Raw genomic sequence first — 16,791 nt, forward strand, 5'->3', positions numbered from 1 at the left:
CAGGCCGGGATCATCTCGAATCGCGGTCGCCCTTGTCCGCATTCCGAGACGGCCGTCGGCGGGCCGGGGCCGGGGGCGGCGCGGGTGCCGCGCCCGCCCCGGCGGCGGTCAGTCCGCGAAGGTCTCCACGCGCATCACGCTGGCGACCTCGCGGACCATGTCGTGGACGCGCAGGTCCTCGACCGTGCGGCTGAGCGCGGCGTCCGGCGCGGGGTGGCTGACCAGCACCAGCTGGGCGTCGTCGCCGCGGCCCTCCTGGCGCACGTTCTTGATCGACACCTGGTGGCGGGCGAAGATCTCGGCGACCTTGGACAGCACGCCCGGGCGGTCGGCCACGTCCAGTGCCACGTGGTAGCTGGTGATGGTGTCGCCCATGTCGTGGACGCCCAGGCCGGTGTCGTGGCCGCCCTCGGCGACCGAGGTCCCCGCCCGGCGGTTGCGCGCCACCGCCACCACGTCGCCCAGCACCGCGCTGGCCGTGGGGGTGCCGCCCGCGCCGGCGCCGTAGAACATCAGCCGGCCCGCCGACTCGGCCTCCACGAACACCGCGTTGTAGGCCTCCTTGACGCCGGCCAGCGGGTGGTCGACCGGCAGCATCACCGGGTGGACGCGCACGCCCACCGACTTGTCGTCCTCCGAGCGCTGGCAGATCGCCAGGAGTTTGACCACGCAGCCCATCGCCCTGGCGCTGGCGATGTCGGCGGCCGTCACCCCCGTGATGCCCTCGCGGTGCACGTCGGCGGCGGTCACCCGCTGGGTGTGGAAGGCCAGCCGCGCCAGGATCGCGGCCTTGGCGGCGGCGTCGAAGCCCTCCACGTCGGCCGTCGGGTCGGCCTCGGCGTACCCCAGGGCCTGGGCCTCCTCCAGGGACTCGGTGAACCCGGCGCCCAGGGAGTCCATCCGGTCCAGGATGTAGTTGGTGGTGCCGTTGACGATGCCCAGCACCCGGTTGACGCGGTCGCCGGCCAGCGAGTCGCGCAGCGGGCGCAGCAGCGGGATGGCGCCCGCCACCGACGCCTCGTAGTACAGGTCCACCCCGGCCTCGCGGGCTGCCGCGTGCAGGGTCTGGCCGTCCTCGGCCAGCAGCGCCTTGTTGGCGGTGACCACGGACTTGCCCGCCCCGATCGCCGCCAGGATCAGCGAGCGCGCCGGCTCGATCCCGCCGATGACCTCCACCACGACGTCGATGTCGGGCCGGGTGGCCAGGGCCACGGCGTCGGTGGTCAGCAGCTCGGGGGAGACGCCGCGGGCGCGGTCGATGCGCCGCACCGCGATCCCGCCGACCTCGATGGGCGTGCCGATCCGTGCGGCCAGCTCCTCGGACTGCTCCTCGATCAGGCGAACGACTTGCGAACCCACAACGCCGCATCCGAGCAGCGCCACCTTCATCGCCATTTGGGCGTGACTCCCAGTTCTCTCGTGATCCTCTGACCGTCGCCGCGCGGACCGGTCAGCCGACGTCCAGGCGGAGGAGGTCCTCCTCGGTCTCCCTGCGCACGATCACGCGGGCGGCACCGTCCCGGACCGCGACCATCGCGGGCCGCGGCAGGTGGTTGTAGTTGCTCGCCATGGAGAGGCAGTACGCGCCGGTGGCCGCGACCGCGACGAGGTCGCCCGGGCGCAGGTCGGCCGGCAGGTACAGGTCGTGCACGATGATGTCGCCGCTCTCGCAGTGCTTGCCCACCAGGCGGGACAGCATCGGCCCGGCGGCGCTCTCGCGCGAGACGAGGCGGCCGGTGTACTCGGCGCCGTACAGGGCGGTGCGGATGTTGTCGCTCATGCCGCCGTCGACGCTGACGTAGGTGCGGATGCCCTCGACGTCCTTGACCGTGCCGACCTCGTAGACGGTGACCCCGGGCGGGCCCGCGATGGCGCGGCCCGGCTCCACGGCCAGGCGCGGCACCGGCAGCCCGGCCTCCTCGCACTCGCGGCGCACGATCGACGTCAGGCCGTCGGCGATGGTCTTGGGGTCCAGCGGGGTGTCGTCGGAGGTGTAGGCGATGCCCAGGCCGCCGCCCAGGTCCAGCTCGGCCAGGGTGACGCCCAGGTCGGTGTGGATCCCGGCGAGGAAACGGGTGACGCGGCGGGCGGCCACCTCGAAGCCGGAGGTGTCGAAGATCTGGGAGCCGATGTGCGAGTGCAGGCCCACCAGGTCCAGGTGCGGCGCGTCCAGCACCCGGCGGACCGCCTCGGCGGCCGCGCCCGTGCTCAGCGCGAAGCCGAACTTCTGGTCGTCGTGGGCGGTGGCCACGAACTCGTGGGTGTGGGCCTCGACACCGGTGGTGACGCGGATCAGGACCTTCGGGGTGCGGTCCAGCCCGGCGGCGACGCGCTCCAGGCGCTCGATCTCGTCCAGCGAGTCGATGATGATCCGGCCGACGCCGGCCTCGACCGCCCGGTGCAGCTCGCGCTCCGACTTGTTGTTGCCGTGCATGCCGATGCGGTCGGCGGGCACCCCGGCGGCCAGGGCGACCGCCAGCTCGCCGCCCGAGCAGACGTCGAGCTTGAGGCCCTCCTCGATCACCCAGCGGGCGACCGCCTTGGTCAGCAGGGCCTTGCCCGCGTAGTAGACGTCGGACCCGGCGAACGCCGTGGCGTAGTCGCGGGCGCGCGCCCGGAAGTCCTCCTCGTCCATGACGAAGAGGGGCGTCTGGTAGGTGTCCGCCAGCTCGCGGACATCGACGCCGCCCACGACCAGGGCGCCGTCCTCACGGCGTGCGGTGGCGGGCCACACCCGGGGGTCGAGGGCGTTGAGGTCCTCGGGCGGCAGCGGCGGGTTGTCCTCGGGGAGGATCTCCGCGTGACGGGATCCGGCGGGGTGGGCGTAGCGGCTCATAACGGGCTTTCGGCTGGAACGGCGTGACGGGAGGGACGGCACCCCTCCCCCATTGTCCACTTCTCCGATCGGAACGCGGGCGTCGGGTGCGGCCCACCGGGCGCGGCGGGGTCACAGCCTTGTGGGCGCGGACACCCCGAGCAGGAACAGCCCGGTGCGGAGAATCCCGGCGACGGCGGACGGCAGCGCCGGGTCGGCGGTGGTGTACCCCGCCTGCGCGGTCGCGGCGGAGGGACAGGTCCGCCATTCATCGTAGGCACCGGCCAGGGTTTCCAGGTATCGGACCAGGATATGGGGTTCCTCTCGGCGGGCCGCCCCGGCCAGCGCGCTGGGGCCGTCCACCAGGGCGCGGCGCACCGGGGCGGTGTGCCGCTCGCAGGCCGCGTGCCGGGGCGCCCCCTCGGCCACCCACCGTTTCCGGGAGACCGCGTGCGCGTGGGCGTAGCGCAGCCGGAAGGCCGGGTTGGCGTCGGTCAGGCGGGCCCACGCGCCCGGGTACTCCGCCGACGGCAGCACCGGGAGGTCGCGGCCGGTCGTCTCCGTCTCGCGCGGGCGCTCGGGGATGGACCGGCAGAACGCGATGCGGGCGCTGTCCTCGCCGACCGCGCCCAGCGCCCGGGCCGCGGGGGTGAACAGCCCGGCCCGGTCGCCGTCCAGGTAGGGGTCCCGCCAGGACACCTCCCCCGCCTCCGGCACCGCGGGGGGAGCGTCGCCCGTGGCCAGGGCGATGCGGGAGCGCGCGTCCGCCCGCGCCCACCGGCGGGCCTGGGCCACCGGCCCGGCACCGTGCAGGGCGGTGCGGGGCCACTCCCCCGCCCCGTCCCACCCGCGGCCGGTGAGGAAGCGGGGGCCGTCCGCGGCCGCGCCCAGCAGGTCGTCGCGCTGGCGCGCGCCCAGGGTGACGTTCAGGAAGCCCCGGTCGTCGGCGTGCAGCCGGGCGTAGGACAGGCGGCCCCGGTCGCGCAGGTCGGCCATCCGGGCGGCGATGCGCCCGGCCACCCGCAGGTGCGGCCGCCCGGCCCCGGGGGGCAGGCGGTCGCCCACCAGGCCCACCAGGCGCGGTGCCAGGGCGGTCGCGGCGTCGGCGCCGTCGGCGGCCTGGTCGCCGCGCGGCCACACGAACGGGATCCGCTCGGCGGGCAGGTCGAAGGCGTCGGCGGCGGCGGACCTCACGACCGCCTCCAGGTCGGCCGGGGTCACCCGCGCCCCCCGAGCAGGCCGCGTACGACGTCGATCAGCGCGTCGGGGTCGAACGGCTTGGTGACGTAGGCGTCCACGCCGATCCGCTCGCCCCGCCGCACGTCCTCCTCCTGGGTGCGCGCGGTGACCAGCACGATGGGCAGCGTCCGTGTCCGTTCACCGGCGCGCAACCGCTCCGCGGTCGTCCAGCCGTCCAGCCGGGGCATCATCACGTCGAGGGTGACCACGTGCGGGTCGATGTACCCGATCCGGTCGAGGCAGTCCTGCCCGTCCACGGCGGTGAACACCTCGAACCCCTCCAGTTCGAGGTTGAGGCGGATCAGTTCCCGGATCACGTCGTCGTCCTCGACGACGAGAACCCGTGCGGGCAAGGCGTTCACGGCGCGACACTACCGCCGCGGGGGCGGGCCGCACCACCGGAACGGGGGGATCCGCCGCGCGCGGCAAACGGGTGGACGAAGCGCGCGGAGCCCCTGCTACAGTTGTTCACGCAAGCCAGCCCCCTTAGCTCAGGGGATAGAGCAACGGCCTCCGGAGCCGTGTGCGCAGGTTCGAATCCTGCAGGGGGCACACAAGACGGACCAGCGGGTTCACCCCGCTGACCAGGCGAGAAGGCGTCCTTCGGGACGCCTTTCGTGTTCCACGGCACCGGGTCCTTCCACGGTGCCGGGTCTCACGACACCAGGCCGTGGCGGTAGGCGTAGACCACGGCCTGGACGCGGTCGCGCAGGCCGAGTTTGGCCAGGATGCGCGAGACGAACGTCTTCACGGTCTCCTGGCTGATGAACAGCGCGGCGGCGATCTCGCCGTTGGACAGGCCCTCCGCGAGCAGGTGCAGGACCTCCAGCTCGCGGGGCGTCAGCGGGGAGTCGGCCGGGTCGGTGCGGGAGGGCCTGATGCGCTCGGCGTACTCGCCCACCAGGCGGCGGGTGACGTCGGGGTCCAGCAGGGCCGCACCGGAGGCCACCGTCCGGATCCCGTGCAGCAGCCGCTCCGGCGGCGCGTCCTTGAGCAGGAAGCCGCTGGCGCCCGCGCGCAGCGCCTCGTAGACGTACTCGTCGAGGTTGAACGTCGTGACCACGAGGACCCTGACGGGGTGCTCCACCCCGGCGCCGGCCAGTCGGCGGGTGGCCTCGATGCCGTCGAGCACGGGCATGCGCACGTCCATCACCACGACGTCGGGGCGCAGCCGTCCGGCGAGGTCGACCGCGGTCGCGCCGTCCGCGCACTCGCCGACGACCTCCAGGTCGGGCTGGGCGTCGACGATCGTGGCCAGCCCGGTGCGGATCAGCACCTGGTCGTCGCAGACCAGGACCCGGATCGGCGCGCTCATTCCCGGCCGCCCGCCGGTGCGGGCGCGGGGATGCGCGCGTGGACGGCGAAGCCCCCGTCCCGGCGGGGCCCGGCGGCGAAGTCGCCGCCCAGGTCCTCCACGCGTTCGCGCAGACCGGCCAGGCCGCGCCCGCCGCCGGGTGCGGCGGGGGCGGACCGGGCGCGGTCGGTGCCGACGTCCACGGTGATCTCCTCGGGGCGGTGGCGGACGCGGACGGTGGTGCGGCTGCCGTGCGCGTGCTTGAGGGCGTTGGTCAGGGCCTCCTGGACGACGCGGTGCGCGACGAGGCCGGCGCCGCCGCGCGGGGCGTCCGGCGCGTCCTCCTCGGTGAACTCCACCGGCTGCCCGGCCCGGCGGGTCCGCTCCACCAGGGGGAGCAGCCCCTCGCCGGAAGGGGGTCCCGTGTGCCCGGGGTCGATCACGTCGAGCAGGCGGCGCAGGTCGCCGATGGCCTGCCGGCCGGTGCCGGCGACCGCGGCCAGGGCCCCGTCGAGCCTTTCGGGCGCCGCGGTCAGGTGGCGGGCCGCCTCGGTCTGCACGACCATCGCGGTCACGTGGTGGGTCACGACGTCGTGGAGTTCGCGGGCGATGCGGGCGCGCTCGGCGGCACGGGTGTCCTCGGCGACCCGGCGGCGGCGCTCGGCCTCGGCGGCGCGGGTGGAGCGCAGCCACGCCCCGATCCCCCAGGAGAGGGCCAGCGCCGCGTAGAACATCACCCACTCGGCGAGGGGCTCGCCCGTCCCGACCCGCGTCAGGGCGACCGCCAGCACCGCGAAGGCCGCCGTGCCCGCCAGCAGGGTGGTGCGCCGGTACCGGTCGAGGTGGGCGCCGGCGCTGATCAGCGCGAGGGGCAGCGCGGTGCCCGCCACCAGGTGGTAGCCGGCCAGCTGGTCGAGGGCGAAACCGCACGCCACCAGGGCCAGGGCCGGGGCGGGCCACCGCCGCCGCCCGGCCAGGGGCAGGCACTGGAGGGCGGCCACGGCCAGGCCCAGGGCGTCGAGGGGGCGGTCCGGGACGCCGCCGACCTGGGTTCCGTGGTGGTGCAGTGCCGGGAGGAGGGAGGCGGCCAGGAGCAGCAGGCCCAGGGGGAGGTCCCGGAGGGTGACGTCGAGTCGCCGCCACAGGAGGAGGGGGTGCCGGAGTCTGGTCACCGGTGCAGTGTAGTGGCGCTGTGACGCAACGCCCCGGGCCGCGTCCCCCGTGCGAGCTACGCGCAGGTGCCCTCTGAGCGGTGATGACCGGCGGGCCGCCGGGTCCGTAGCGTGTCGGCTGTCCGTCCGCCGTACCGTTCCCTTCCCCGGAGGCCACCGTGTCCCGTATCGTCCGCGCCACCGCCCTGACCGCACTGTGCTGCCTCGGCCTCACCGGCTGCGGGGTGGCGTCCGACGTGGAGGAGGGGCTGGGCGAGGTGCGGGAGGACCTGGAGTCCGCCGCGGACGAGGTGATGACCGACGGGGAGCTGTTCACCGGCTCGAAGACGCTCACCGTCGACGGGGGCTCCGTGCACGTCTCCTGCTCGGGCGCCCCGGCGGACGGCCGGCCGGTCATCGTCCTGATGGCCGGGATGGGCGACGGGCTGGACACCATGGCCGACCTGCAACGGACCCTGGCCGAGGACGACCGGGTCTGCTCCTACGACCGCTTCGGCGAGGGCGAGAGCGACCCGCCGAGCGGCCCCCAGACCATCGCCGACAGCGGGGAGACCCTGACCGCCGTCCTCGACGACGTCTCCCCCGACGCCCCGGCCGTCCTGGTCGGCCACTCCCTGGGCGGGCTGATCGCCGCCCGCTACGCCCCCGACCACCCGGAGCGGGTCGGGGGCCTGGTGCTGTTGGACGCCACGTCGCCGACGATGCTCGACGACATCACCGGCGTGATCCCCGAGTCCGCCACCGGCGAGGGCGCCGAGGTGCGCGCCCAGAACATCGCGGTGTTCGAGGGGGAGAACCCGGAGAACCTCGTGATCGAGTCCGATCCGCTGGTCCGCCCGGCCGGGGACGTCCCGGTGGAGGTGGTCCGGCACGGGGTCCCCTACCTCGGCGAGATCGCCGAGTACGGCGACGAGCTGGAGCGCGTGTGGGCCGAGGGGCAGGAGAAGTGGCTGGAGCTCTCCGAGCAGAGCCGGCTGACCACCGCGTCCGAGAGCGGCCACTACATCCACGTCGACCAGCCCGGGGTCGCCGTCGAGACCGTGCGGAGCGTCGTCGAGCGGGCCGCCGGCTGAGGCCCGCCGCGCGTCGCACGGCGGGGTACCGGGTGCTCCGCACCGCGGGTGCGGGGTCTCCCGGCGGGCCGCGGCGGGGGCCCGGCCCATAGGATGACGGCACCGCGACGCGACGAGGGGAAAGCGGAGGGCCGCCGGGGTGAACGAGGCGAGTACGGGCGATGCGCCCCGGGCGGAGCCGGCCTGGCGGCCGGTCCCCCGCAGCCGGGCCTACGAGCTCGTGGTCGACCGCATCGAGGAGCAGATCGTCAGCGGCGCTCTCCGGGTCGGCGACCACCTGCCCCCCGAGCGCGAGCTCGCCTCCTGGCTGGAGGTCAGCCGTGCCGCCGTGCGCGAGGCGATCCGGACCCTGGAGGCGCACGGGGTGGTCAGCTCCTCGGTCGGCTCCGGCAAGGGGGCGGGCACCGTGGTCACCGCGATGACCAGCGGCGCGCTCACCCGGATGCTGCGGCTGCACGTGGCGCTGACGAGCTTCCCGATGGTCGACGTCATCGAGGCGCGGGTGATGCTCGAACGCACCAGTGCCGCGCTGGCCGCGCGGGAGGCCTCCGCCGAGGACCTCGCGCTGATGCGCTCCCTGGTGGACGCCATGGACGACCCGGCGCTCGGCCGTGAGGAGTTCAACGAGTTCGACACCCGCTTCCACGTGGCGATCGCCGAGGCGGCCGGGAACCGGCTGGTCGCGGACATGACCATCGCCATCCGCGAGTCGATGAAGCAGCGGGTGCTGGAGGGCTTCCGGGGCGCCGCCGACTGGCCGGCCACGTCGGAGGTGCTGCGCGGCCACCACCGGGGGGTCATGGAGGCCGTCGAGGCGCGTCGGGGCGAGCTGGCGGCGGACCTGGTGGAGGAGCACATCCGCTACGCGTTCGCGCACCTTCCGGGGTTCCGGTCCGGCGGCGACCGGTAGGGGCGGTGGCCCGCGGGGCGGCCCCCGGCCCGCGCCCGGCCTGTCCCCCGGCCGGCCCGCGGCCGGTCAGCCCGCCGCCAGGGGCCAGCTCCCGTCGATGACCGCCTCCGGGTCGCGTCCGCGCCTCAGGTAGGCCTGGAAGGACGCGGCCTGCTCGGCCTTCCAGGCCGCCTGGGCGGCGTGCAGGGCGTCCAGGTCCAGGGACGCGAGCTCCTCGTGGGTCGCGCCCAGCCGCCAGGCCAGCCGCGCCGCGGCCAGCGCGTCGGCGGCGGCCCCGTGCGCCTGGCTCTCGTCCAGGGGCACCCCGTGGTGGGCGCACACGTCGGTGAGCTTGCGGCCGCCCCGCCGGTAGGGGTCGGTGTGCTTGTCGAGCACCAGGGGGTCGATCACCCGCAGCTCCCGGAGGAACCCCGAGGACAGGCCGTGGCGCTCCAGCTCCGCGGACAGCAGCCCGAGGTCGTAGGGCGCGTTGTAGACGACCACCGGCAGCCCGTCGGCGGCGACCTTCTCCAGGGCGGCGGCGATCTCGGTGACCGCCTCCACCGCGGGCCGCCCGTTCTGGCGGGCGTGCTCCGTGGTGATGCCGTGGATGGCGGTCGCCTCCTCGGGGATCTCCACACCCGGGTCGGCCAGCCAGGACAGCTTCTCCTTGGTGCCTGCGGCCGGGTCGATGCGCCACAGGGCGGCGGTGACGATCCGGTCGGTGGCGAGGTCGAGTCCGGTCGACTCGAAGTCCAGCGCGGCCATGGGGCGGGTGTGCCAGCTCATGTGGGCCCTTCCGTTCGGGGTGCAGTCCTATCGTGCCCCCTCGCGGTGACGTTCGGTGTCCGACTCCGCCGACGGGCGGGCGTGTTCTCCGCCGGGCAGCCGGGTGGCGGCGACCATGGCGGCGAGGCCGGCCAGGGTGATGAGCGCTCCGGTCCACAGCGGGGAGGTGTACCCGAACCCGGCGGCCAGGCCCAGGCCTCCGGCCCACGCGCCCAGCGCGTTGCCGACGTTGAACGCGGCGATGTTGGCGCCCGAGGCGAGCGTGGGCGCGGCCGAGGCGAACCCCATGACGCGCGACTGGAGCCCGGGGACGGTGGCGAACCCGAGGGCTCCCATGAGCAGCAGCGCGGCCACGGCCGCCCAGGGGACGTGCGCGACCAGCGCGAACACGGCGAGGACCGCGGTGAGTGCGGCGAGCAGCCCGACCAGGGTGCGGCCCGGGTCGCGGTCGGCGGCCCGGCCGCCCAGCAGGTTGCCGGCGAACAGCCCGGCGCCGAACAGCACGAGCAGCCAGGGCACCGCCCCGGAGGAGAACCCGCTGACCTCGGTGAGCGTGAACGCGATGTAGGTGAAGCCGCCGAACATGCCGCCGAAGCCGAGCACGGTGACCGCGAGGGACAGCCACACCTGGAGGCTGCGGAAGGCGGAGAACTCCGAGCGCAGCCCGCCGGGGCCGGACTCCTCGCGCACGGCGGGCACCAGGGCGAGGATGCCGACGAAGGCGACGACGCCGATGGCGGTGATGGCCCAGAAGGTGGCGCGCCACCCGGCGGCCTGGCCGAGGAAGGTGCCGAAGGGGACGCCCAGGACGTTCGCGGTGGTCAGCCCGGCGAACATGACCGAGATCGCGGCGGCCCCGCGGCCGGGCGGGACGATGCGGGAGGCGAGCACCGCGCCGATGCCGAAGAACGCGCCGTGGCACAGGGCGGCGATGACGCGGCCGAGCATCATGACGCCGTAGTCGGCGGCCAGGGCGGAGACGGCGTTGCCCGCGATGAACAGGACCATGAGCAGCAGCAGGGCGCGTTTGCGGTCGACCCGGTGGAGCAGCGCCGTCAGGCCGACGCCGCCGACCGCGACGGCCAGGGCGTAGCCGGAGATGAGGTACCCGGCGACCGCGGGGGTGACGCCGAAGTCGGCGCCGACCTCGGGCAGCAGGCCCATGATGACGAATTCGGTGAGGCCGATGCCGAAGCCCCCGAGGGCGAGGGCGTAGAGCGCGAGCGGCATGAGGAGTGCTCCCCGGAGGTACTCGGAGACAAGGAACGTTGCGCATGCACTAGTTGCAGGCGCAACGAAAATAGTTGCACGCGCTCTCTACCTGCGCAAGCTGGTATCCTGTGGCCTCTGACACCGGGAGGCTGCACATGGGCATCGCCGACGACGCCGTCGAGATCCGGGCCCACGGCTGGCGGACCCTCGCCGCCGTGCACTCCCTCATCGAGAACGCCCTGGAGCGCGCCCTCCAGGGGGAGCACGGGCTCTCCGTGGTCGAGTACACCGTCCTGGACGCCCTCGACCGGCAGGACGGCTGGCACATGCGGATGCGCCAGCTGGCCCGCGCCGCCGCCCTCTCCAACAGCGCCACCACCCGGCTGGTCACCCGGCTGGAGGACCGCGGGCTGCTCACGCGCGTGCTGTGCGCGGACGACCGCCGGGGCATCTACACCGAGCTCACCCCGGCCGGGAAGCGACTGCTGGAGCACGCCCGGCCCACCCACGACCGGGTGCTGCGCGAGGCGCTCGCCGAGGCCGGGGCCACCCCCGAGCTGGCCCCCCTGGTGGCCGCGCTGCGCGAGCTGGAGCCCCGCCCGGCCCGCTGACCCGCGGCCCGCCGGGACCGCCGTCCACAGGGCCGCCCCCGCCCCTGGTGCGCCGCGTCGCGGCCCTCTAGGTTGGGGGCATGAAATTCCTGGTACGCGAACGTTTCTTCGACATCGGCGACGACTTCTGGGTGACCACGGAGGACGGCGAGAAGGCCTACCACATCGACGGCAAGGCCCTGCGCATCCGCACCACGTTCCACCTGGAGGACACCGACGGCAACGTCCTCACCACCATCCGCCGCAAGCTCTTCAAGGTGCGCGACCAGATGCGCATCGAGCGCGACGGCGAGACCGTGGCCACCGTGCGCGAGCGCCTCTTCGACCCGCTCAAGGAGAAGCTCGTGGTGGAGATCGAGGGCGGCCCGGAGTGGGAGGTGACCGGCGACTTCCTGGGCAAGGAGTACGTGGTCTCCGACGAGCACGGCACCATCGCGCACATCTCCCGCAAGCTGCTGCGCATCCGCGACACCTACGCGGTGGACGTCAACACCCACCGCTCCGACCTCGGCGGCGACCCGGTGATGGCGCTCAGCGTCGCGGTGGCGGTGGACGCCCTCACCGCCGACGAGGACGACGACGGGCAGGACGCCCCGGCCGAGTGACGCCCCGGCCCCCGGCGCACACCCCCGCCCCCGGTGTGCCCGGCGGTCAGTCCCCGACGGGCACGACCAGGCCGCGCTCCCAGGGGAGGTAGGGCTCCCGGCGGCTGCGCAGCACCGGGCGCGGGAGGCCGCCCTCCACGGCGCAGCGGGAGATCTCGCGCGCGGCCATGGCGCCGGCCACCCGGAAGGCCCTCGGGGTGGAGTCCTCCGCGTGCCAGCGGGCGTCGACCAGCCGGACCAGGGCGGCCAGCGGGGGCGGTCCCTCGTCGGGGCCGTACTCCTCGGCCTCCTCGGCGGCCAGGGGCGTCCAGGCCTGCCGCGCGCCCTCGGCGAAGGCGCGGGCCAGCTCCGGGGGCATCCGCTCGCCGCGCGGGCCGCGCGGCGGCACCGCGGCGTCGAACACGAAGCCGTCGGGGGCCCCGGCGGGCAGCGGCTCGGCCTCCGCCCAGGCCGCGGCGAAGTGGCCGCCCCCGCAGGTGTATCGGATGCTGCGCACGTAGACGCCGGCGACGGTGCGCGTCAGGGGTATGCGGTTCCGGGAGGGCACTCGACCCCTCCTTCCGGCGCGTGGGACGACTCGGATGCAGTCCTGATTCCCACTGAAAGGACCGAAGATACCCCGCCTTCCCCCTCCTTTCGCCCTCGCGGGCCGGAGCCGGTCAACGGAGTCCGGAAGCGGTCACCGCCGCCCTCCGTCGAGGTAGGCGAGCACGGCGCGGACCCGCCGGTGCCCGGGGTCGGCGGGGGCCAGCCCGAGCTTGGCGAAGATATTGCCGATGTGCTTGTGCACGGCGTTGTCCCCGACCACGAGCCGCTCGGCGATCTCCCGGTTGTCCGCGCCCTCGGCCATCAGCGCCAGCACCTCGCGCTCGCGCCGGGTGAGCGACCCCAGCGGATCGCCGTCGCGGCGGACCAGCAGCTGGGCCACCACCTCCGGGTCCATCACGGTGCCGCCGCCCGCCACCCGGTGCAGGGCGTCCACGAACTCCCCGACCCGGCCCACCCGGTCCTTGAGCAGGTACCCCACCCCGCCGCGGCCGTCGGCCAGCAGTTCGCCCGCGTACCGGCGCTCCACGTACTGCGACAGCACGAGCACCGCCAGGTCCCGGTGGCGCTCCCGCAGGGCGATCGCCGCCCGCAGCCCCTCGTCGCGGAAGTCCGGCGGCAGGCGCACGTCCACCAGGGCCAGCCCGGGCCGGTGCCGGTCCACGGCGGCCGTCAGGGCCCCGGCGTCGCCCGCCACCTCGGCCACCTCGAAGCCCTTGGCGGTCAGCAGGGCCTCCAGCCCGGCCGACAGCAGCACGTTGTCCTCGGCGATCACGATCCGCACGGCAGCTCCACACGGACCACCGTCGGGCCGCCCGCCGGGCTCGACACCCGCACGGTCCCGTCCAGGGCCGCCACCCGGTGGCGGATGCCCCGCACGCCCGTCCCGCGCTCCTCGTCCACCCCGCCGGGGCCGTCGTCGGCCACCCGCAGGCGCAGCACGTCCCCCTCCCGGGACAGGGAGACGTCGACCGCGGTCGGCGAGCCGTGGCGGACGGCGTTGGTCACCGCCTCGGTGACCACGAAGTAGGCGGCGGTCTCCACGGCCGCCGGCAGGCGTCCCGGGTCGGCGGTGTCCAGGCGCACCGGGACGGAGGTGCGCCCGGCCAGGGAGTCCAGGGCCCCGACCAGGCCGCGGTCGGCCAGCACCGGCGGGTGGATGCCGCGGATCAGCTCGCGCAGCTCGGTCATCGCCTCCTCGGTGCCCTCGTGGGCCCGTTCGATGATCGCGACGGCCTCGGGGTGCCCGGCCAGCGCCTCCTTGGCCACGCCCAGCTGCATGGCGATGGCCACCAGGCGGGCCTGGGTGCCGTCGTGCAGGTCGCGCTCGATGCGGCGCAGCTCGGCCCCGTGGGAGTCGACCACGTCGGCGCGGGTGCGGCTCAGCTCGTCGACCCGAGCGGCGAGCAGCTCGGCGCGGGACGGGGTCAGCCGGGCCAGGGTGAGCCGGGCGTGGACCCGGGCGGCGGGGACCAGGGCCCAGCGCAGCAGGACGAGCCCGCCGACGAGCTGCCCCGCGGTGGCGCACGCGGCCGTGACCGGGTCGTTCACCGTCAGCCACAGGAACGTCGTCTCGCCGGGCAGGGCCCACCAGAACGGGAACTGCAGCGAGGCGGGCGGCATCAGTACGGCGGTCAGGCCCAGCAGGCCGAAGGGCAGCCCGAGCAGGGGGGCGACCGGCAGCCAGCGGCCCAGTCTCAGGGTGGAGGGGGCCCGCAGGAGCCTGCGCGGGCGCGTCTCCGGTGCGGGCGCCTCCGGCACGGGGGCGCCCAGCAGCAGGGCGGCGCGCGTCCGGTGCCACCGGGCCCACCCGTCCACCGTCCGCACCCACAGGGGCAGCAGGCCCAGCCGCCCGATCGGGGCGGTCAGCGCCGCGACCGCGGTCAGCGGCAGCATGACCAGTGACACCAGGGCCGCACCCAGTGTCACGACCAGGTATCCGGCCGCCCTCCCGACCGCCGCCCACGTCGCGCCCATCCGCCGTCCTCCTTCGCCCGCACCGTCGTTCACCCGACAGTCTGGGGCATGCGGAGCGCACCGGACACTACAGCGTGCACCCGGAAACGGCCGTCGGCGGGCCGGAGTGTCCCCGTCCCGCGGGATGCTGGCGGCATGGAGCACATCCCGCCGGAGAACCTGTCACAGCCCATGTCCGCCGACCGCCCTCCCCTGCCCTCGGCCGGCGACGAGAGGGAGGTGCTCACCGCCCACCTGGACTGGCACCGCGCCACCTTCGAGGCCAAGTGCGCGGGGCTCACCGCCGAGCAGCTGTCGCTGCGGGCGGTCCCGCCCTCCACACTGTCCCTGCACGGGCTGCTCCGCCATCTGGCGGGGGTGGAGCGGTGGTGGTTCCGGATCCGCTTCGCGGGCGAGGACCTGCCGCTGCTGTACTACTCCGACGACGACCCCGACCAGGACTTCGACGACCTGGCGGGCGACCCGGCACAGGCGCTGGCCCGGTGGCGGGAGGAGGTCGCGCACGCCCGGCGGATCACGGCGGGCTCCCCGCTGGACGCGCTGGGGGCCGACGCCGACCGGGGCGGCCCCACCCAGCTGCGGGTGGGCCTGGTCAAGCTGATCGCGGAGTACGCCCGCCACAACGGGCACGCCGACCTGCTGCGCGAGCGCATCGACGGCTCGACCGGGTACTGAGGGTCCTTCCGGGGGCGGCCGGGCCGCCCCCGGTCCGGGTCAGGCGGACGCCTGTTCCGCCGCGGCGTCCTCGCGGGCGGCGCGCCGGGCGAGCAGGGCCCCGGTGGCGGCGGCGGTGAAGAACATCAGCACGCCGTAGACCGCTGAGGGGACGGCGATCTCGCTGCTGTCGAGCAGCGCCGGGCTGAGCGCGATGGCCAGGGACAGCGTGGTGTTGTGCAGGCCGATCTCCATGCAGGAGGCGATGGACTCGGGGCGGCCGGTGCCGACCAGGCGCGGGGCCCAGTATCCGATGGTGAGGCTGGCGATGTTGAACAGCAGCACCAGCAGGCCCACCGCGACGATGTAGTCGGCGATGTTCTCCCGCTCCTGGTAGATGGCCACCGCCACGACGCCCAGCAGCACGAACACCGAGGCGATCTTGACCGGCTTCTCCAGGCTCCGCGCGACCGGCTCCGCCTTGGCACGGACGAGCATGCCGATGCCGACGGGGACGAGGATGATCGCGAAGACCTGGAGGATCTTGTCGAACTGGAGGCCCAGGGTGTCGCCGCCGCTCATGAAGTAGGCCAGCGACAGGTTGGTGATGAGGGGCAGCGTGAACAGCGCGGTGAGGGAGTTGAGCGCGGTCAGCGAGATGTTGAGCGCGACGTTGCCGCGGAACAGGTGGCTGAACAGGCTCGCGGTGGTGCCGCCGGGCGAGGCGGCCAGCAGCATCATGCCGACCGCGAGGGCGGGCGGCGGGCTGAAGAGCAGCACGAGGCCGAAGCAGACCAGCGGCAGCAGGACGATCTGGCAGCCCAGGATGAGGGCGACGGTGCCGGGGACGCGGGCCAGCCGGGTGAAGTCGGGGACGGTCAGGCTCAGTCCCAGGCCCAGCATGATGATGGCGAGCGCGGCGGGGAGCGCGATCGTGGCGATGGTGGAGTCCAAGGGGGCCGGCTCCTCGTGGTCGGGCCGCCGGGGGTGCGGCTCGGTGGACGGGGGGTCGCGGACCGCGTTCGGTGACGGTGCGGAGCAGCACCGGACGGACACCCGGATTCGCGCCTTCCGGTGAGATGCGTCACATCCGACCTACTGGCCGGTATGCTCCCACGCCGCCCTCGGACATGACAAGACCCCGGTCGGGGCCGGGGCCGGGTGCGCGGGCGGGGTCAGGCGGCGGGCCAGGAGCTGCCGGTCATGTCGTAGGCGAGGTGGAACCAGACCTTGCGGATGCTGGGATGGCCGTTGTCGCCCCAGGTGGTGGCGAAGCTGTCGACCAGTGCCAGGCCGCGGCCGTTCTCGGCGGTGAGCCGGTCGGCGGTGGGGGCCACCGGGGCCAGCGGCCCGTCGTGCGGGGTGCCGTTGTCGCGGCAGACCAGGGTCAGCCCGGTGGGGGTCCGCGTCACCCGCAGCACGAAGGTCTGGCCCTCCTCCCCCGACCTGCTGTGCTTGATCGCGTTGGTCGCCAGCTCCGTGCCCAGGAGCGCGAACAGGTAGCGGAAGTCGCTGTCGCGGGCGGCCGCGCAGGTGTCCAGGAAGGCGCGCGCCAGCGGGATGTTCGCGGCGCGGCCGGGGAACTCCCAGTGCCGTTTGACGAAGGGCACCGGACGGCCGTTGAAGTAGTGCCGGTACTCGTCCGGGACCCCCGCCAGGACGGTGTCCTCGGCCTCGGCCAGGGCGGGCACGGAAACGAGTGAGGGCATGGCTGACTCCTTGGGCGGGCGGCTCAGTGGGCAGGCGAACCGTGAGAGGGGGCGGCTGCGGGAGCGTCCGGCGGCACCGCGGGGGACGGGCGGCGCGGGACCGGTATGACCATACGCGATCCGGCCCCTGTGGGACAGGGGATGCCGGTGTGGCGCGTTCCTCTGCCGCCCTCCCGCGCCGCCCCGCGGGAGGGTGCCACGGCCGG

18 protein-coding genes and 1 tRNA gene are annotated in these 16,791 nt (G+C 74.8%); 6 read left to right on the forward strand and 13 right to left on the reverse strand.

Annotation, left to right across the window (positions count from 1 at the left end; all coding sequences use genetic code 11):
- Nucleotides 1-108: 108 nt before the first annotated feature.
- From KGD84_RS26100 to KGD84_RS26115, 4 genes are all read right to left on the reverse strand, one after another.
- The gene (locus KGD84_RS26100; RefSeq protein WP_220563001.1) at nucleotides 109-1,395 is read right to left on the reverse strand and encodes a homoserine dehydrogenase; all 1,287 of its coding nucleotides are present in this window, start codon (nucleotides 1,393-1,395) and stop codon (nucleotides 109-111) included.
- A 55-nt stretch (nucleotides 1,396-1,450) separates the two neighbouring features.
- On the reverse strand, nucleotides 1,451-2,836 hold the full coding sequence (lysA, locus tag KGD84_RS26105; RefSeq protein ID WP_220563002.1) for a diaminopimelate decarboxylase: 1,386 nt from the start codon (nucleotides 2,834-2,836) through the stop codon (nucleotides 1,451-1,453).
- A 111-nt stretch (nucleotides 2,837-2,947) separates the two neighbouring features.
- On the reverse strand, nucleotides 2,948-4,036 hold the full coding sequence (locus KGD84_RS26110) for a DALR anticodon-binding domain-containing protein (protein ID WP_220563003.1): 1,089 nt from the start codon (nucleotides 4,034-4,036) through the stop codon (nucleotides 2,948-2,950).
- A complete protein-coding gene (locus tag KGD84_RS26115; protein ID WP_220563004.1) occupies nucleotides 4,033-4,416 on the reverse strand; it encodes a response regulator in 384 nt (127 codons plus the stop codon). The genes KGD84_RS26110 and KGD84_RS26115 overlap by 4 nt, the downstream gene beginning before the upstream one ends.
- Nucleotides 4,417-4,534: 118 nt before the next feature.
- Here KGD84_RS26115 and KGD84_RS26120 point away from each other — a divergent pair.
- Nucleotides 4,535-4,606, forward strand: a tRNA-Arg gene (locus KGD84_RS26120).
- A gap of 103 nt (nucleotides 4,607-4,709) precedes the next feature.
- On the opposite strand, the gene KGD84_RS26125 is transcribed toward KGD84_RS26120, so the two are convergent.
- Both KGD84_RS26125 and KGD84_RS26130 read right to left on the reverse strand, forming a co-directional pair.
- Nucleotides 4,710-5,369, reverse strand: a complete 660-nt coding sequence (locus KGD84_RS26125) for a response regulator (RefSeq protein WP_220563005.1) — start codon at nucleotides 5,367-5,369, stop codon at nucleotides 4,710-4,712.
- Nucleotides 5,366-6,520 (reverse strand): sensor histidine kinase, encoded by a 1,155-nt coding sequence (locus KGD84_RS26130; RefSeq protein WP_220563006.1) that lies wholly within the window; start codon nucleotides 6,518-6,520, stop codon nucleotides 5,366-5,368. The genes KGD84_RS26125 and KGD84_RS26130 overlap by 4 nt, the downstream gene beginning before the upstream one ends.
- A gap of 158 nt (nucleotides 6,521-6,678) precedes the next feature.
- Between KGD84_RS26130 and KGD84_RS26135 the strand changes: the two genes are divergently transcribed.
- Nucleotides 6,679-7,593 (forward strand): alpha/beta fold hydrolase, encoded by a 915-nt coding sequence (locus tag KGD84_RS26135; protein WP_220563007.1) that lies wholly within the window; start codon nucleotides 6,679-6,681, stop codon nucleotides 7,591-7,593.
- 139 nt (nucleotides 7,594-7,732) lie between these two features.
- A complete protein-coding gene (locus tag KGD84_RS26140) occupies nucleotides 7,733-8,503 on the forward strand; it encodes a FadR/GntR family transcriptional regulator (protein ID WP_220563008.1) in 771 nt (256 codons plus the stop codon).
- 66 nt (nucleotides 8,504-8,569) lie between these two features.
- On the opposite strand, the gene KGD84_RS26145 is transcribed toward KGD84_RS26140, so the two are convergent.
- Nucleotides 8,570-9,271 (reverse strand): exonuclease domain-containing protein, encoded by a 702-nt coding sequence (locus KGD84_RS26145; protein WP_220563009.1) that lies wholly within the window; start codon nucleotides 9,269-9,271, stop codon nucleotides 8,570-8,572.
- Between the two features lie 27 nt (nucleotides 9,272-9,298).
- Nucleotides 9,299-10,501, reverse strand: a complete 1,203-nt coding sequence (locus tag KGD84_RS26150) for an MFS transporter (RefSeq protein ID WP_220563010.1) — start codon at nucleotides 10,499-10,501, stop codon at nucleotides 9,299-9,301.
- Nucleotides 10,502-10,638: 137 nt separating this feature from the next.
- Between KGD84_RS26150 and KGD84_RS26155 the strand changes: the two genes are divergently transcribed.
- Both KGD84_RS26155 and KGD84_RS26160 read left to right on the forward strand, forming a co-directional pair.
- Entirely contained in the window at nucleotides 10,639-11,094 is a 456-nt protein-coding gene (locus KGD84_RS26155; RefSeq protein WP_220565323.1) for a MarR family winged helix-turn-helix transcriptional regulator, read from the forward strand.
- An 80-nt stretch (nucleotides 11,095-11,174) separates the two neighbouring features.
- Nucleotides 11,175-11,699 carry an LURP-one-related/scramblase family protein gene (locus KGD84_RS26160; protein WP_220563011.1) on the forward strand — a complete coding sequence of 175 codons (525 nt, stop codon included), beginning with the start codon at nucleotides 11,175-11,177 and terminating at the stop codon, nucleotides 11,697-11,699.
- Nucleotides 11,700-11,745: 46 nt separating this feature from the next.
- Here the strand turns inward: KGD84_RS26160 and KGD84_RS26165 are convergent, their stop codons facing one another.
- The 3 genes from KGD84_RS26165 to KGD84_RS26175 all read right to left on the reverse strand — a co-directional run bounded on the left by KGD84_RS26165 (nucleotide 11,746) and on the right by KGD84_RS26175 (nucleotide 14,222).
- Nucleotides 11,746-12,246: a hypothetical protein gene (locus tag KGD84_RS26165; RefSeq protein ID WP_220563012.1), complete on the reverse strand. Its 501-nt coding sequence runs from the start codon at nucleotides 12,244-12,246 to the stop codon at nucleotides 11,746-11,748.
- A gap of 132 nt (nucleotides 12,247-12,378) precedes the next feature.
- Nucleotides 12,379-13,029, reverse strand: coding sequence for a LuxR C-terminal-related transcriptional regulator (locus tag KGD84_RS26170; protein ID WP_220563013.1), 651 nt, complete (start codon nucleotides 13,027-13,029; stop codon nucleotides 12,379-12,381).
- A complete protein-coding gene (locus KGD84_RS26175) occupies nucleotides 13,017-14,222 on the reverse strand; it encodes a sensor histidine kinase (RefSeq protein WP_220563014.1) in 1,206 nt (401 codons plus the stop codon). The genes KGD84_RS26170 and KGD84_RS26175 overlap by 13 nt, the downstream gene beginning before the upstream one ends.
- 135 nt (nucleotides 14,223-14,357) lie before the next feature.
- Between KGD84_RS26175 and KGD84_RS26180 the strand changes: the two genes are divergently transcribed.
- Nucleotides 14,358-14,897, forward strand: a complete 540-nt coding sequence (locus tag KGD84_RS26180; protein WP_220563015.1) for a DinB family protein — start codon at nucleotides 14,358-14,360, stop codon at nucleotides 14,895-14,897.
- A 39-nt stretch (nucleotides 14,898-14,936) separates the two neighbouring features.
- Here the strand turns inward: KGD84_RS26180 and KGD84_RS26185 are convergent, their stop codons facing one another.
- Both KGD84_RS26185 and KGD84_RS26190 read right to left on the reverse strand, forming a co-directional pair.
- Nucleotides 14,937-15,830 carry a bile acid:sodium symporter family protein gene (locus KGD84_RS26185; RefSeq protein ID WP_220563016.1) on the reverse strand — a complete coding sequence of 298 codons (894 nt, stop codon included), beginning with the start codon at nucleotides 15,828-15,830 and terminating at the stop codon, nucleotides 14,937-14,939.
- Between the two features lie 221 nt (nucleotides 15,831-16,051).
- Nucleotides 16,052-16,585, reverse strand: coding sequence for an ATP-binding protein (locus KGD84_RS26190; RefSeq protein WP_220563017.1), 534 nt, complete (start codon nucleotides 16,583-16,585; stop codon nucleotides 16,052-16,054).
- Nucleotides 16,586-16,791: the final 206 nt, after the last annotated feature.

It is taken from the genome of Nocardiopsis changdeensis (assembly GCF_018316655.1).
GTDB lineage: Bacteria > Actinomycetota > Actinomycetes > Streptosporangiales > Streptosporangiaceae > Nocardiopsis > Nocardiopsis changdeensis.